This window comes from Nocardia sp. NPDC058058 (assembly GCF_042885355.1).
In the GTDB taxonomy this organism is placed as follows: Bacteria; Actinomycetota; Actinomycetes; order Mycobacteriales; family Mycobacteriaceae; genus Nocardia.
This window is the reverse complement of record NZ_JBHVSA010000001.1, coordinates 2,901,059-2,915,786: the sequence shown is the minus strand read 5'-3', so window position 1 is coordinate 2,915,786 and position 14,728 is coordinate 2,901,059. Positions and strand designations below refer to the sequence as shown.

The window sequence follows — 14,728 nt, the reverse complement described above, 5'->3', positions numbered from 1 at the left end:
CCTATCATCAAACAGGCAACCCAATGGTTGCATTAGGTGTTCCGGTTCGAATGAGGTGCAGGTGGACGAGGTTTTCAAGGCGCTGTCGGACCCCAGCCGCCGTCGGCTGCTGGACAGTCTCAACGATCGCACCGGCCAAACCCTGCGCGAACTTTGTGCGGAATTGGCTATGACCCGCCAGGCCGTCAGCAAGCATCTGGCGGTGCTGGAGGCCGCGAATCTGGTCACCACCCGGTGGCGCGGCCGCGAAAAACTGCACTACCTCAATGCCGAACCGGTGAACGCCATCGCCGAGCGCTGGATCAACCGCTATGACCGCGGCCGGGTGCACGCCCTGGCCGACCTCAAAACCGCATTGGAGAGCGTCACCATGAGTGAGGAATTCGTCTACACCACCTACATCCGAACCACGCCCGAGCGCCTGTGGCAGGCACTCACCGATCCGGCCTTCACCCGTCGCTACTGGGGCGCCACCTTCGAAACCGATTGGCGGCCGGGTTCATCCATGACCTGGGAACAGCAGGGCTGGGTGAGCAAGGATCCCGAACAGGTGATCGTCACCGCCGATCCGTACACCACCCTGTCCTACACGTGGCATACCGTCGACAGGGCGTTCGCCGACCAATTCGGTTTCAGCGCCGAGGATTTCGAGCGGCTTTCCACCGAACCCCGCTCCACGGTCACCTTCGAGCTCACGCCCGTGGGGGAGACGGTGAAACTCACCGTGGTGCACAACGGATTCGGCCCCGAAAGCCTCATGCTCGCCGGTATCCGCGAGGGCTGGCCCGGCATCCTGTCCAACCTCAAGACCCTGCTGGAAACTGGCGAGACACTGCCCGAACCCACCGGGAACTGAGCCGCCGGGCGCGTTATTCGGCTGCGAGAGCGGCGAATTCGTCGATGAGCGGACCGTGTCGATCGGCCGCCCACGCCAGGCTCACCTGCCCGTCCGCGATATCGGAGACGGGGATATAGGTGACATCGGGCCGGGTGTAGAAGGTCGCGACCGACAGCGGCAGAAACGCGATCCCGCGCCCGGCCGCCACATGTTCGAGCTTTTCCTCGACGCTGCGGTACGCCGGGACCGGGGGCTGCTCCGATCCGCCTGCGACGGAACGCCATTCGGGGACGATCTCGACACTCTGCAAAAGCACGTCATCGGCAAGATCCGCGATCTCCACCGCCTGCTTACCCGCCAGTCGGTGTCCGGTGGACACCAGTACGACCCTGGGTTCGGTATACAGCTCGCGCACGCGCAGCCCGGTGGGATCGATGGGCGGGCGCACGAAACCGATATCGACCCGGCCGTCGTGCAATACGGCGATCTGGTCGTCCCAGGTGGTGCGCACCAGTTCGATATCGAGGCCGGGATGGCGGGCGGCGAGCGCCCGCACGGGTGCGGTGACAATCAGCCCCGGCATGAATCCCACTGTGAGGGAACCGGTTCCGCGCGCCGCGCGTACCGCCCGGCGCTGTACGGCCTGTGCGCTGTCGAGCAGTCGCCGAGCATCGGTCAGCAATTGTTCACCCGCCGCGGTCAATTCGGTGCCGCGCCGGTCCCGCTCGAAGAGTGCGACCCCGAGTTCCTGCTCCAGGGCTCGAATCTGCCGGGACAGCACCGGCTGGGCGATGAACAGCCGCTCGGCCGCCCGGCCGAAATGCAGCTGCTCGGCCACGGCGACGAAATAGCGCAGTTTACGGAGATCGAGATCGCCCATGATGCCCTCAGGGTATTACAGCGGTGGATATAGGTCTTGGACGGACGACACCGCCCGAGCCGAGAGTGAGAGGACAGTTTCCGATCGAAAGGCACACCCCATGTCCCTCACGGACCAGCACGTAGTCGTCCTCGGCGGTACCTCCGGCATCGGTTTCGCGGTCGCGGCCGAGGCCGCCGAACAGGGTGCGCGGGTCACCGTCGTCTCCAGCCGCGACGAATCGGTGAAACGCGCCCTGGCCGAATTGCCCTCGGGTGCAACCGGTCTCGTCGCCGATCTCGGCGATACGGCACGGATCGGCGAACTGTTCGAGGAAATCGGCCCGTTCGATCACCTGGTCTACACCGCCGGTGAGGCGCTGCTGCTCTCGCCGCTCGCGGATCTGGATATCGCCGCGGCCCGAAAGTTCTTCGAACTCAGGTACTTCGGCGTGCTCGCCGCCGTCCAGGCCGCCGCATCGCGGGTGCGACCCGGCGGTTCCATCACCCTCACCACCGGTACCGCGAGCCCGCGCCCCGTACCCGGTTCCACGGTGCCGTCCAGCCTCTGCGGTGCGATCGAGGCCCTGACCCGTGCTCTCGCAGTCGAATTGGCCCCGATCCGGGTGAACGCGGTCATGCCCGGCGTCGTTCGTTCCCCGCTGTGGGCGCTCCCGGAAGAGGTGCTCGCGGACTTCTACCGCGATACCGCCGCGAACACGCCGCTGGGCCGCGTGGGGGAGGTGCGAGACATCGCCCGGGCGTTCCTGTTCCTGCTGGAACAGCCGCACGCGACCGGCAGCATCGTCACCCTCGACGGCGGCGCGGTGCTGGCCTGAGCCGAGGCGGGCGCGAGGTCCGATCGCCGATCGCACGCGATACCGGGTCAACCCGATCAGCGCGTCAGACCGTAGGCGTGGTTCGGCCTGATCCGGACCACCGCGCGCCGATCGGCCACCATCGCCCGGCGGTAGTCGTCCCAATCGGGATGTTCGCCGCTGACCGCCCGGTAGTACGCGATCAATTCCTCGACCGTGGCGTCATCGGGCTCGGCTGCCACGGGGGACACCTCGGCCTCGCCCTCGAGGACCACGTACGACCAGAAGTCGGGACTGCTCACGTGCAGCGCGGCCCAGGGCTCCCGGACGAGATTGAAGTACTTGGCCCGATCGGCCGTGATCGATATGCGGATCACCCCGTTGTCCCCGACCCAGTGCGTCACATTCGACTGCTGCGGCCGCCCGTTCTTACGAATGGTGGTCAGGATCGAGTTGTGCTGCGGGCGCGCGAATTCGATCGCGGTGGCGATGTCCATACCGCTGACAACCCGCCCGCCCGCACCGGTGTTCCCACACCCGATGAATGTCCGCTCGACCCGCGCGACGTGCGGGAATGCTGCGCGAAGGTGTCGGTGGGCTGGGCTAATGTGCAGGTTGTGAGCGAATCGGGCATCGACATCACCCCGGCTAGTGGGGACGAGCGCGTGGCGTGGCAGCAGCTGGCGGAGCAGGTGCGCGATCACCAGTTCCGGTACTACGTGCGGGACGCGCCGATCATCACCGATGGTGAGTTCGACGAGTTGTTCCAGGCGCTGGAGGCCATGGAGGCCGCGCATCCGGATCTGCGCACGCCCGATTCGCCGACCCAGGTGGTCGGCGGCGGATTCACCACCGAGTTCGCGCCGGTGGACCATCTGGAGCGGATGTACTCGCTCGACAATGTGTTCAACGCCGATGAGATGCGCGCCTGGATCACCCGCGTCGAGGTGGAGACCGGAGCCGATACGCATTTCGTCTGCGAGGTGAAGATCGACGGCGTCGCGCTGAACCTGGTCTACGAGAACGGCAAGCTGGTGCGCGGCGCGACCCGCGGTGACGGGCGCACCGGCGAGGACGTCACGCTCAATGCCCGCACCATCGACGATATCCCGCACGAGCTGGTCGGCACCGACGAGTTCCCGGTGCCGAAACTGCTCGAGGTGCGCGGTGAGGCGTATATGACGCTCGCCGATTTCGAGAACCTGAACGCTTCGATCGTCGCCGAAGGTAAAGCGCCGTACGCGAATCCGCGCAATACCGCCGCCGGATCACTGCGCCAGAAGGATCCCGCCGTCACCGCGCGCCGCCGTCTGCGGATGATCTGCCACGGCTTCGGCCGCACCGAAGGCTTCAGCGCCGCATCGCAATACGAGGCGTACCGGGCGCTGGCGGCCTGGGGGCTGCCGGTCTCCGCGCACACCGTTCGGGTGCAGGGCATCGAACCGGTGCTGGAGCGCATCGCCTACTGGGGCGAGCATCGGCACGATATCGAGCACGAGATCGACGGCCAGGTCATCAAGGTCGACGATTTCGCCCTGCAACGCCGCCTCGGCGCGACCTCGCGGGCCCCGCGCTGGGCCATCGCGTACAAGTATCCGCCCGAGGAGGCCACCACCAAACTCCTGGACATCCAGGTGAATGTCGGTCGTACCGGCCGGGTTACGCCGTTCGCGGTCATGCAGCCGGTGACGGTCGCGGGTTCCACCGTGGCCATGGCGACCCTGCACAATGCCGCCGAGGTGGTGCGCAAGGGCGTGCTCATCGGGGATACCGTCACCATCCGCAAGGCCGGTGACGTCATTCCGGAGGTGCTGGGTCCGGTGGTGGACGCGCGCACCGGTGCCGAGCGCGAATTCATCATGCCCACGCACTGCCCCGAATGCGGTACCGAACTCGCCCCCGCCAAGGAGGGCGACGCCGATATCCGCTGCCCGAATCAGCAGTACTGCCCGGCGCAATTGCGGGAGCGGGTATTCCACGTCGCGGGGCGCGGCGCGTTCGATATCGAGGCGCTCGGTTATGAGGCCGCCATCGATCTGCTCAAGTCCGGCGCGATCGAGGATGAAGGCGACCTGTTCGCCCTCGATGAGGAAAAGCTGCTCGGCACAACACTTTTCACCAATAAGAGCGGCACGCTGTCGCAGAACGGCAAGCGGCTGCTGCAGAATCTGGAGTCGGCCAAGGATCGCCCGCTGTGGCGGGTGCTGGTGGCACTGTCCATCCGGCACGTCGGCCCCACGGCCGCAAGGGCTTTGGCGTCGGCGCTCGGCAGTATGGACGCCATACAGGAAGCCACGGATGAGGAGCTGGCCGCCGTCGACGGCGTCGGTCCCACCATCGCGACCGCGCTGAAGGAATGGTTCACCGTCCAGTGGCATATCGATATCGTCGACAAATGGCGCGCGGCGGGCGTCCGCATGGCCGATGAGCGCGACGAATCCATCGAGCGCAACCTCGAGGGCCTGTCCATCGTGGTGACCGGTTCGCTCGTGGACTTCACCCGCGACGGCGCGAAGGAGGCCATCCTCATCCGAGGCGGCAAAGCGGCCGCCTCGGTCTCGAAGAAAACCGCCTACGTGGTGATCGGCGAGGCCCCCGGCTCGAAGGCCGCCAAAGGCGAGGAGTTGGGCGTCCCCATCCTCGATGAAGCGGGCTTCAAACGCCTCCTCGAGGGCGGCCCCGAAGCCGTGGCGTAATTGTTCGAATGTGTTGGGGGCGTTGGGGTCGAGGATGGAGTGGTGATGGGTGACGCGGGTGTGACGATCCGGGATGTCGAGCCGAGCGAGTTCGCGGCCGTCGGCGCGCTGACGGTGGATGTGTACGTGGGTGAGGGGCATGTGAACCCCGAAAGCCCGTATGTCGCCGAGCTCGGCGATACCGCGACCCGCGCCGCGAGTGCCGAGATCCTGGTGGCGGTCGCGGACGGCGAGGTGGTCGGCTCGGTGACGGTGGCCCGCGCGGGCACCGAATTCGCCGATATCGCCCGCGCCGGCGAGCTGGAATTCCGAATGCTGGTGGTGGGCAAGCAAGGTCGCGGGTTGGGTGTGGGAACCGCGCTGGTGCACAAGGTGATCGAGATCGCCCGCGCGGAAGGCTGGCAGGCGGTGGTGCTGACCACCATGCCGACCATGCGCGATGCCCGCCGCCTCTACGACCGGCTGGGTTTCGAACATGTGCCGGAACGGGATTGGAAGGCCATGAGCGGCCTGCCGCTGACGGTCATGCGGCTACCGATCAATTGATCGAGTGACGCGTGTGCCCGAGTCCATCGGAGCGAATCACGATGGACCCGGGCGCGGATCCCGGTCATGGCAGGCAGCCCTGACAGGGGTGGTGCGTGGGGCTAGGTGAGCACGCCGTCGATGCACAGGCTGGCGGTGCGCCAGGTCGGTGCGGGTTTGGGCGAGTCGAACTTCCAGTCGGAGATCGGGGTGGCGGCCTTCCACATCAGTCCGCCGCCCGGTATGCGCACCACCTGGTAGACGTCATCGGTGCCCTCGATGAGCTGGTTGCCGGTGCAGTAGTCGTTGTAGGCGGTGCCGGGTTGCCGTGCGCCCGGGCTGAATTGGCCGATCGGGTTGGCGATCGCGCCGGGGGTGGCGGCGGTGCTCGCCTTGGCGGTCTTGCCCTCACCGAACCAGTAGGGCTCGTTCGCCTGGCTGCCGCAGCGGTAGGTGGCCCCGCCCGCGACGACGGTCTTGCCGGCGGCATAGGGCGTACCGGCCCACAGGCAGCTGGCGGCGGGGCGAGCGCCGCGGGTATCGGCTTCCGCGGTGCCCGCGACGAAAGGTAGTGCGGCAGTGGTCAATACGGCGACGGCCAGCGGTGCCAGGGTGCGGCGGCGGGGTGCGATGGTGATGGTCATATCAGCACCAGCTCGCCTGGGCGCGGCAGACGGTCCAGCTGCCATCGGGATTCGCATTGGTATTCCAGGTGGTCTGATCGCCGCCATTGGGGCGATTGCGGGTGGCTTCGGGCGGGGTGGCGCGCATTTCGCGCAGGTACTGCTGATGTTGATTGCGCAGTACGGGATTGGAGTCGGTGTGGTGGAAGCCCATCGGATCGATGGCGTGCATACCGGTGCCGCCCATGTTCAGCGGTGTGTTGCGGCTCGGGGCGGAGCGGGTGCTGTCCCGGGCGCCGTCGTCGCGGGACAGTGATTCCGCGGTGGCGGCGCCCGCGGTGATGGTGGCGGCGGCGGTGGCGCCGATGACCTGTGCCAGGGTCAGGGATACGCGGCGGAGGTTCGAGGTCGAGCGATTGTGCTGCATGGGCGTCATTGCCTCTCTGCTATCTACGTACCTACACCGTAGATGACCTACGTAGCTGAATAGTAGGTAAAAGCTGAGAAGATGGTCCCGAAACGATGACGGACGCGAAAACGCCTGCCGCGCAAACGAATCGCGCCGGTGCGAGTTGACTCACACCGGCGCGATTCGAGAAGTACTAGCCCAAAACGGTGGCGATTATCCCCGCGAGGTAGCCCAGCCGTGCCACTTCGGACGGCCGGAAATCGGGTCCGCCGGGGCGTCCGAGCAGCAGTACCTTGCCGGTATTGCCCAGCGGCGCGGCGGCCAGCTTGGTGTCCATATCCCGCCACAGCTCCGGCACCCACTCGCCCTCACCGTCGAGTACGGCGGGCTTCTCCAGTGGCATCCACGGGGCCTCGGCCGCCTGCGTCGACGGCGCGCTCTGGCTGCCGACCACCCGGTACGCACCGGACGGGCCCATATCGATGACCGTGCTCCAGCCCACCCGCAGGACGCGGGGTACGCCGTCGACCAGCACCTGCAACCGGTCGTCGCGCGCATTGGCGACCTGGTCGATGAGTTCGAGTTCGCGGTGCGTGTCCAGCATGCCCGAGTACGGGCGGAGCGAATCCACCTGTACGTCGTGCAGCGACTCCGCCGCCGTGATGAGCGTGTCCGGAAGAGCGCCCGACGGTACCTCGACCACTATGTCGTCGATCGCGAAACCGTCACCGCGTTCGACGACATCCAGCGAAAGGATGTCGGCGCCCACGGAACCCAGCGCGAGAGCGAGCGAACCGAGACTGCCTGGACGATCCGGAAGTTGCACGCGAAGCAGGTATGACACGTGCCTTCCTTTCATTCCTATGCGACCGAAACTTTCGGACGGGTACCCGAGTCCCGCAATATTTACACCCTCGGGTCATGGTTATCGAATCGAAGGGAACCGTGTGACCCGGACCACTTACCGATCGGTCACCTATCAATTCGGGGTGTGTCCAACAACGGTATCGCGGGCCGTGATTCAGCGCCGGGCGACACCTGTCACCGCCGGTCCGACACGCCCCGCTAGGCTGTCACGAGTCGAATCACCACGCTCGAACCAGTCGAAAGGGGTCCCGCGGTGCCCGCCATCTCCAGGGACGAGGTCGCTCATCTCGCCCGGTTGTCCCGGCTCGCTTTGACCGATGACGAACTCGATCTGTACGCCGGTCAGTTGGATTCCATCCTGACCCACGTCGCACAGATTTCCGAGGTCGCCGCGGCCGATGTCCCCGCCACCGCCTCCCCGAATCCGGCGACCAATGTGACCCGCCCGGATGTGGTGCAGCCGTGCCTCACTCCGGAGCAGGCGCTGTCCGGCGCGCCCGCGGTCGAGGAGCAGCGGTTCCTGGTTCCGCAGATTCTGGGAGAAGGCGAATGAGCGACCTGACCAAGCTGAGCGCGTCCGCGCTCGCGGAGAAGATCCATGCCCGCGAGGTGTCCTCGGTCGAGGTGACCGAGGCCCATATCGCGCGCATCGCCGAGGTCGACGGCGAGATCAATGCCTTCCTGCACGTCGCCGGTGAGGCCGCGCTGCTGACCGCCGCCGAGGTGGATCGCGAAATCGCCGGTGGCAAGACCGCTTCCGCGCTCGCGGGCGTACCGCTCGCGCTCAAGGACGTCTTCACCACCACCGATATGCCGACCACCTGCGGGTCGAAGATCCTCGAGGGCTGGACCGCGCCGTACGACGCGACCGTCACCGCGCGACTGCGCGCGGCGGGCATCCCGATTCTCGGCAAGACCAATATGGACGAGTTCGCCATGGGCTCCTCCACCGAGAACTCCGCGTACGGGCCGACCCGAAACCCGTGGGACACCACCAGGATTCCGGGTGGCTCCGGCGGCGGTTCGGCGGCGGCGCTGGCCTCGTACCAGGCTCCGCTGGCGATCGGCACCGATACCGGTGGCTCCATTCGCCAGCCCGCCGCGGTCACCGCGACCGTCGGCACCAAGCCCACCTACGGCACCGTGTCCCGGTACGGCCTGGTCGCGTGCGCGTCCTCGCTGGATCAGGGCGGCCCGTGCGGGCGCACCGTGCTCGATACCGCGCTGCTGCACGAGGTCATCGCCGGATACGACCCGCGCGACTCCACCTCGCGCAATGTGCCGGTGGCCCCGGTGGTCGCGGCCGCGCGCGAAGGCGCGAAGGGTGATCTGTCGGGTGTGAAGGTCGGTGTGGTCAAGGAACTGCACTCGGACTCCTACCAGCCCGGTGTCATCGCCTCCTTCGATGCCGCCGTCGCGCAGCTCAAGGATCTGGGCGCGGAGGTCATCGAGGTGTCCTGCCCGAACTTCGAGCACGCGCTCGCGGCGTACTACCTGGTCATGCCGTCCGAGGTGTCGTCCAACCTGGCGCGCTTCGATGCCATGCGGTACGGCCTGCGGGTCGGCGATGACGGTTCGCACAGCGCCGATCAGGTCATGCAGCTCAGCCGTGCGGCCGGTTTCGGTCCGGAGGTCAAGCGCCGCATCATGATCGGCACCTACGCGCTCTCGGCCGGTTACTACGACGCCTACTACGGTCAGGCGCTCAAGGTCCGCACGCTCATCGCGCGCGACTTCGACCGCGCCTACGAATCGGTCGATGTGCTGGTCTCCCCGACCAGCCCGTTCACCCCGTGGAAGCTGGGCGAGAAGGTCAACGACCCGCTCGCCATGTACCTCTCGGACCTGTGCACGCTGCCCACCAACCTGGCCGGGCACTGCGGCATGTCCGTCCCGTCCGGGCTCAGCGCGGACGACGGCCTGCCCGTCGGCCTCCAGATCATGGCCCCGGCACTCGCGGACGACCGCCTGTACCGGGTCGGCGCGGCCTACGAGGCGGCGCGCGGCGAGATCGCCTGACCCTCCGATCGCATAGCGCGATAAGCGAATTCGGCTCCCGGCTGACACTGTCAGCCGGGAGCCGTTCGCCTGTGACGGGCCGGGAGGTCAGGCGGGCCAGGTGAATTCCGGATCGCGCTGGTAGTCCTGGCGGCGCTGATCCAGGGCCATGGCGACCATGAGGTGCGCGCTCGGGCCGATAATCCTGCGCAGCGGGGGATTGGGATCGTTCACCAGTTCCAGCAGGGCCGCGGCGGCCACTTCCGGTGCGGCGTCGGCCCATTCGTCCGGCACGGGCTCGGCATCGGTGGGCGGTGTGGCGGCGGGGGTCGCCGCCGGATCCGGATAGTCCGGCATGCCGAGGATGGCCGTGCGTAGCTCGGCGTATGCCGGATCGGCCTGCGGGAACCTCATGCTCGACTTGGCCCAGTCGGTGTCGAAACCGCCCATCTGGGCGATGGTCACGGTGATGCCGAACGGCTTCAGCTCATCGGCGAGTGAGGCGCTCATCCCCTCCAGCGCCCACTTGGAGGCGTTGTACATGCTGAACAGCGGGAGCGCGCCCACCGCGCCGACCGTGGAGATCTGGATGATGTGCCCGGAACCCTGTGCGCGCAGCAGTGGAATCGCGGCCTGGGAAACCCATAGCGCGCCATAGAAATTGGTGTCCATCTGCTCGCGGATCTGTGCCTCGGTCACTTCCTCGACCGCGCCGACCAGGCCGAAACCGGCATTGTTGACGATGACGTCGAGTCTGCCGGTCACCGCGAAAGCCGCTGCCACGGTGTCGAACACCCGGTCGCGATCGCGAACGTCCATGGGCAGCACGGTGAGTCGCGGATCGGTGAGATCGCTCATGGTCTTCGGGTCGCGGGCGGTGGCCACCACGTCATCCCCGGCCGCCAGGGCCGCCTCGGTGAAAGCGCGGCCCAGGCCGCGGTTCGCGCCGGTGATGAACCAGGTTCGTGTCAACGATGTTCCTTTCGAAACGGACAAATGGGTCAGGAATCAACCATGCCAGAAGTTCGCTGACTATTCAGCCCGCTATTTCGCGGGCTCAACAGGAACCCATGGCGTTGCCCTGATCGGTGCCGTAGCGGTGGCCGTGCCCGGACGGAGCGTCCAGCGCGGCCAGCAGATCGGCGCTGGTCTGCAGAAAGCTCAGCACCGGGAGCCACTGCGGGACAGGGGCGTCCGGGCGGGTGCCGGTGAGATTCGGCGGACTCCACAGCAGCGACGGCGACCAGTGCACCACCGGGTCGGAGGCGTTCGCCAGGATGGTCGCCCCGCCGCGATGGACATCGTTGGCGGGCGGTCCGGCCCACAGCACCGCACAGGTGCGACGATCCTGTTCGGCGTCGGTGGCGAAGATGGAATTGCCGCCGAGCGCGCCCAGGCTCTGACCGTAGAGGTAGAGCTTCGGCGGATGGGGCAGGGTCGAAATCCGTTGCTCGACAGCTGTGAACAGCGCTCGTGCGGACTCCTCCGCGGCTGTCCGGCCGAATACGAAGGTGACCCAGCTGGGCGCGTCCGAGTACTGCAATCCGACCAGCGCCACATCGCCGCCGAACCGCTGATCCAATCCGGTGGCCGCTTCACCGTCGATCCACCCGGACCCGGTCGGCACGGTCACCACCAGGTTCGCCCGCTCCAACCCACCCGAGCGCTCCAGCTCCCGAATCGCCAGCGCCACACGCGCGTTCAAATCCGGCGCGGAATTCAACCCCACGTACACCCGCACACCCCGTGCGGGCGATCCGGAGACGAACTTGCGCCCCTGCGAACCGAGCGAGGACCAACCGGCCGCCGACACCGGACTCCCCGACCGATTCGGCGAAACCGGCTGCACCAGCGTCGGATCCACATAGGCATTAGCCGCCGCATACGACGCCTTCCGCCAATCCACCACGGTCGGCACCACCGCGAACTGTGCCGTCACCGCGAGGGCGACCAGCGCCAGCAGGCTCCGCAGCCGCCCCAATCTCCGCACCACCCAGCGAATTCCGAGGCAGCATCCAACCACCGCCGCGACGATGGCGGTCGACCACATCGCCCACTGCACCCAGTACAGCGGGCCAACCGGTGAGACATCCATCGCATCCCGCAACCGGTTCTGCCAATGCTGTGCCCACGCCACCGCGGCCGCCAGCACCGGAACCGCCGCCAGCACCGCGGGCATCCGCCAACGCTCCCGCACCGTGCCCCGCTCGAACCCCATCCGGCGCAAAGCGACTCGGCCGAGCCCGACCACGCTCAGACCGATCAGAACCAGCAGTGCCGTCAGAATCCCCTGCGCCGAAGGAGTTCGCGGCAACAGTCCCGGAGCCAGCGACGCCAGCACTCCGAAGACGACTCCGAGGGTCGTCCCGAACCGCGGCCACCCGAGCCGATCTCTCGCACCGCCGGTAACCATGGACTCGCGCTGATCTATGGCGAGAGCATCACCACTGCCCCCGGCGCGAGGTTCGGGCCGGTACGTCGGCTTCACTGACGTGGAACCGGGTGCGGGGCGGATCTCACCGCGATATGCGGCTTCGGCGCGGGTGGTCTGTCGGCTCATGTGTGATTCGGTCTCCACCACAGTGCTGTTCGAGGTATGTGCCGACGTGGCGGGCCGCGTTGAATTGCCAGGCGCGGCCTGTCCGGGGCGCGGGCTCACAGCGCCACCGCCGGTGACGTGGCAACCCGCGGCGCTCGCGCATCGGCGGCCCGAGCAGGACTCGGCCTGCGGGATCTGCGGGCGAAGAAGGTTGCGGTGGCGGCGAATACGGCCGCCAGCAGACCGAAGGCGCTGTAGCGGACGATGGGGGCGGGGGCGTTATCGGTGGAATCGAACATGGCTTCGTGGACGGGGACGCCGTAATCCTGGCGAGCGGAGTTCAGGTCCACGAAGGTGGCGGCGACTCCGGCCATGAGCTGGCACCGGGCGCGGGAGAGGCCGTCGGCGCGGGCCAGGCAGGATTCGTGCATGCGCTGATCCAGTGCGGCGTCGGCGGTTTGGCGCGCCCACGGGCCCAGCGGCTGGCCGTGGTTACCCGCGTAGCGCAGCATGTCGTAGCCGAGATCGTGTGCCTTGCACGCGGTGTCGAACTCGCGGGGGAGCGGGATCGGGGAGGAGCAATCGCCGCCGGGGTTGACCAGCATGCCGTCCTCGATGATCGGGCGGTAGCCGAACTCGGCGACGAACCCGTCCGCGATGGCGCTCGGATCAGGCTGTGCGGCAGTCGACTCCATGATCCCGACTCGCGCTGCCGCGTTCTCGGCGATCACCGGCGCGGTCGCGGCGGCTCCCGCCGACGGCGCGAAAGCCACTGCGACGGAGAACAATACGGTCGCCGCACCCGCGAGCATGCCGACCCGGTGCAGCGGGCTCGCGCCCGGAGCATCAGCACGCCGTGCGTAGGTGCCGGAGCCGGGCAGATCCGCTGCCGCATCATCACGACGCTGCGTGTGATCCGCGGTGGCCGCGATCGGCTCAACGGTGTGATCGGTCGCGAAGCGGCCTGCGCGATGGTCGTTGTCAGGGGTGGAAATGCCTGCGACGGTGGTGCGGCTCGCGCCGGCTGTGGGCTGTGTATCCAGGTCCGGAGTGCCCGGGTGGGACGGGAACGCTCTCATGGGGAAGACGCTAGGAATGGCGGTGACCGGGGGGCTTCACGCTGCGGGGGTGTTCGGGGATGGGTGAGGTGGGGGAGGGCGGGGTGGGAGTGATACCGGGGTAGGGGGTGCAAGATGAGCCGGGGGTATGAGGTGGATGGGCCGGGAGTTCTCTACCGTCGAGGGCATGGTCGGTAACTTGGGCAAACGGGTGAATTCGGGGCGAGCCCGGCAGTGGTTCGACATCGTCACGGTGTTCGTCGCGCTGGTGTTCATGGCGGTGGCGTGGCCGACGTTGCAGCTCACCCATCAGGTGCCCGCCGCGGCCATGCCGTTCATCGCGGGATTCGCGGCCTTCCCGGTGCTGCTGGTGCGGGTGAATCCGGCGCTGGGCTGGGCGGTCTCGGCCGGATCCGCGCTGCTCATCACGCTGGCGGTACCGCATCAGCCGGGCAATACGCTGCCGTTCCAGGTGGTGCACATCCTGTCGCTGTTCGTACTGGTCTTCGCGGTCGCGGTGCGCGCGCCCATGCAGATCGTGGGCGTGGCCTGGATCTCGACGTCGCTGCTGTTCGCCACCACCATGGCCCAGACCGGCGACAGCTTCGCCGAGGCCGGATTCGGCTGGCCCATCGCCATTACCGGCCTGGTGGTGTTCGGTCTGCTGGTGCGCTGGGTGGTGGTGTCCCGCCAGCAGTTGCTCAAGCAATCCGAGGAGACCGAGCTGGAGCGCGCCCGCCGCGCGATCCTGGAGGAGAAGGCGCGCATCGCCCGCGATCTGCACGATGTGGTGGCCCACCATATGTCCATGGTCGTGGTGCAGGCGCAGACCGCGCCCTACCGCATCGACGGATTGTCCCCGGCCGCCTGCGAGGAATTCGAATCCATCGGTTCGGGAGCGCGCGCCGCGCTCAACGAGATTCGCGGTCTGCTCGGCGTGCTGCGCAGTGACGGGCAATTGCCCGAGCACGCACCGCAACCCACCGCCACCGATGTGCTCGCCCTGCTCGAGGGTGCGCGCCGGGCCGGGGTACCGCTCACCTGGACCATCGACGGGAATCTGGACGCCGTACCGGACACCACCGGTCTCGCGCTGTATCGCATCGTGCAGGAATCGATGGCCAACGCGTCCCGGCACGCACCCGGGGCCCCGGTGTGGGTGCGCATCGCGACCACGGCCGCGCTGAACCTGTCCATTGTCAACGATCGGGCGCTGAGCGCTCCGCATACCGAGCATGTCGGGGGCAGCGGTATCGCGGGCATGCAGTCCCGGGCCGCCGCGGTCGGCGGCAATCTCACCGCCGCCCCGCGCCCCGACGGTGGTTTCGAGGTGCGCGCGGAGCTGCCGCTCACGCCCGGTGTCGCCACCGTGAGTGGACCGGCGGACCTGTACCCCGCGATCTGATTCCCGCGATTCGCGTCCCCCGCACCACCTGTGCGGGGGACGCGTTCGTGTGTGGGCGGGGCGCGCTCGGGCTCCGATTCACCGGACATCGCGG

General features: G+C 67.6%; 15 protein-coding genes. 7 read left to right on the top strand and 8 right to left on the bottom strand.

Annotation, left to right across the window (positions count from 1 at the left end; translation table 11 throughout):
• Window positions 1-61: 61 nt before the first annotated feature.
• Window positions 62-856, top strand: coding sequence for an ArsR/SmtB family transcription factor (locus ACFVUS_RS13585; RefSeq protein WP_387764773.1), 795 nt, complete (start codon window positions 62-64; stop codon window positions 854-856).
• 13 nt (window positions 857-869) lie between these two features.
• On the opposite strand, the gene ACFVUS_RS13580 is transcribed toward ACFVUS_RS13585, so the two are convergent.
• Window positions 870-1,718 (bottom strand): LysR family transcriptional regulator, encoded by an 849-nt coding sequence (locus ACFVUS_RS13580; RefSeq protein WP_387764771.1) that lies wholly within the window; start codon window positions 1,716-1,718, stop codon window positions 870-872.
• 100 nt (window positions 1,719-1,818) lie between these two features.
• Here ACFVUS_RS13580 and ACFVUS_RS13575 point away from each other — a divergent pair, with 100 nt between their 5' ends.
• Window positions 1,819-2,535, top strand: coding sequence for an SDR family oxidoreductase (locus tag ACFVUS_RS13575; protein ID WP_387764769.1), 717 nt, complete (start codon window positions 1,819-1,821; stop codon window positions 2,533-2,535).
• Between the two features lie 56 nt (window positions 2,536-2,591).
• Here the strand turns inward: ACFVUS_RS13575 and ACFVUS_RS13570 are convergent, their stop codons facing one another.
• Window positions 2,592-3,011: a PPOX class F420-dependent oxidoreductase gene (locus tag ACFVUS_RS13570; RefSeq protein WP_387764767.1), complete on the bottom strand. Its 420-nt coding sequence runs from the start codon at window positions 3,009-3,011 to the stop codon at window positions 2,592-2,594.
• Between the two features lie 120 nt (window positions 3,012-3,131).
• On the opposite strand from ACFVUS_RS13570, the gene ligA reads away from it, so the two are divergent.
• Window positions 3,132-5,210, top strand: coding sequence for an NAD-dependent DNA ligase LigA (gene ligA, locus ACFVUS_RS13565; RefSeq protein ID WP_387764765.1), 2,079 nt, complete (start codon window positions 3,132-3,134; stop codon window positions 5,208-5,210).
• A 45-nt stretch (window positions 5,211-5,255) separates the two neighbouring features.
• Entirely contained in the window at window positions 5,256-5,756 is a 501-nt protein-coding gene (locus ACFVUS_RS13560) for a GNAT family N-acetyltransferase (RefSeq protein ID WP_387764763.1), read from the top strand.
• Between the two features lie 101 nt (window positions 5,757-5,857).
• On the opposite strand, the gene ACFVUS_RS13555 is transcribed toward ACFVUS_RS13560, so the two are convergent.
• The 3 genes from ACFVUS_RS13555 to ACFVUS_RS13545 all read right to left on the bottom strand — a co-directional run bounded on the left by ACFVUS_RS13555 (window position 5,858) and on the right by ACFVUS_RS13545 (window position 7,611).
• Window positions 5,858-6,379, bottom strand: coding sequence for a hypothetical protein (locus ACFVUS_RS13555; RefSeq protein WP_387764761.1), 522 nt, complete (start codon window positions 6,377-6,379; stop codon window positions 5,858-5,860).
• A 1-nt stretch (window position 6,380) separates the two neighbouring features.
• Window positions 6,381-6,794 (bottom strand): hypothetical protein, encoded by a 414-nt coding sequence (locus ACFVUS_RS13550; RefSeq protein ID WP_387764759.1) that lies wholly within the window; start codon window positions 6,792-6,794, stop codon window positions 6,381-6,383.
• 166 nt (window positions 6,795-6,960) lie between these two features.
• Complete coding sequence (locus tag ACFVUS_RS13545) at window positions 6,961-7,611, bottom strand: amino acid-binding protein (protein ID WP_364630203.1); 651 nt, start codon at window positions 7,609-7,611, stop codon at window positions 6,961-6,963.
• A gap of 276 nt (window positions 7,612-7,887) precedes the next feature.
• Here ACFVUS_RS13545 and gatC point away from each other — a divergent pair, with 276 nt between their 5' ends.
• Window positions 7,888-8,187, top strand: coding sequence for an Asp-tRNA(Asn)/Glu-tRNA(Gln) amidotransferase subunit GatC (gene gatC, locus ACFVUS_RS13540; protein ID WP_364632740.1), 300 nt, complete (start codon window positions 7,888-7,890; stop codon window positions 8,185-8,187).
• Entirely contained in the window at window positions 8,184-9,653 is a 1,470-nt protein-coding gene (gene gatA / locus ACFVUS_RS13535) for an Asp-tRNA(Asn)/Glu-tRNA(Gln) amidotransferase subunit GatA (protein WP_387764756.1), read from the top strand. Before gatC ends, gatA begins: the two co-directional genes overlap by 4 nt.
• Window positions 9,654-9,740: 87 nt before the next feature.
• On the opposite strand, the gene ACFVUS_RS13530 is transcribed toward gatA, so the two are convergent.
• The 3 genes from ACFVUS_RS13530 to ACFVUS_RS13520 all read right to left on the bottom strand — a co-directional run bounded on the left by ACFVUS_RS13530 (window position 9,741) and on the right by ACFVUS_RS13520 (window position 13,250).
• Window positions 9,741-10,604: an SDR family NAD(P)-dependent oxidoreductase gene (locus ACFVUS_RS13530; RefSeq protein WP_387764754.1), complete on the bottom strand. Its 864-nt coding sequence runs from the start codon at window positions 10,602-10,604 to the stop codon at window positions 9,741-9,743.
• A gap of 85 nt (window positions 10,605-10,689) precedes the next feature.
• A complete protein-coding gene (locus tag ACFVUS_RS13525) occupies window positions 10,690-12,192 on the bottom strand; it encodes an alpha/beta-hydrolase family protein (RefSeq protein ID WP_387764752.1) in 1,503 nt (500 codons plus the stop codon).
• 95 nt (window positions 12,193-12,287) lie between these two features.
• Window positions 12,288-13,250, bottom strand: a complete 963-nt coding sequence (locus ACFVUS_RS13520; RefSeq protein WP_387764750.1) for a hypothetical protein — start codon at window positions 13,248-13,250, stop codon at window positions 12,288-12,290.
• Window positions 13,251-13,416: 166 nt separating this feature from the next.
• Here ACFVUS_RS13520 and ACFVUS_RS13515 point away from each other — a divergent pair, with 166 nt between their 5' ends.
• Complete coding sequence (locus ACFVUS_RS13515; protein ID WP_387764748.1) at window positions 13,417-14,634, top strand: sensor histidine kinase; 1,218 nt, start codon at window positions 13,417-13,419, stop codon at window positions 14,632-14,634.
• Window positions 14,635-14,728 lie beyond the last annotated feature (94 nt).

Excerpts from the sequence above, each read along its gene's own strand:
- ACFVUS_RS13515 (WP_387764748.1), top strand. The coding sequence starts at position 13,417 with ATGGTCGGTAACTTGGGCAAACGGGTGAATTCGGGGCGAGCCCGGCAG.
- ACFVUS_RS13550 (WP_387764759.1), bottom strand. The coding sequence starts at position 6,794 with ATGACGCCCATGCAGCACAATCGCTCGACCTCGAACCTCCGCCGCGTA.
- gatA (WP_387764756.1), top strand. The coding sequence starts at position 8,184 with ATGAGCGACCTGACCAAGCTGAGCGCGTCCGCGCTCGCGGAGAAGATC.
- ACFVUS_RS13520 (WP_387764750.1), bottom strand. The coding sequence starts at position 13,250 with ATGAGAGCGTTCCCGTCCCACCCGGGCACTCCGGACCTGGATACACAG.
- ACFVUS_RS13560 (WP_387764763.1), top strand. The coding sequence starts at position 5,256 with ATGGGTGACGCGGGTGTGACGATCCGGGATGTCGAGCCGAGCGAGTTC.
- ACFVUS_RS13575 (WP_387764769.1), top strand. The coding sequence starts at position 1,819 with ATGTCCCTCACGGACCAGCACGTAGTCGTCCTCGGCGGTACCTCCGGC.
- ACFVUS_RS13555 (WP_387764761.1), bottom strand. The coding sequence starts at position 6,379 with ATGACCATCACCATCGCACCCCGCCGCCGCACCCTGGCACCGCTGGCC.
- ACFVUS_RS13525 (WP_387764752.1), bottom strand. The coding sequence starts at position 12,192 with ATGAGCCGACAGACCACCCGCGCCGAAGCCGCATATCGCGGTGAGATC.
- ACFVUS_RS13580 (WP_387764771.1), bottom strand. The coding sequence starts at position 1,718 with ATGGGCGATCTCGATCTCCGTAAACTGCGCTATTTCGTCGCCGTGGCC.
- ACFVUS_RS13570 (WP_387764767.1), bottom strand. The coding sequence starts at position 3,011 with ATGGACATCGCCACCGCGATCGAATTCGCGCGCCCGCAGCACAACTCG.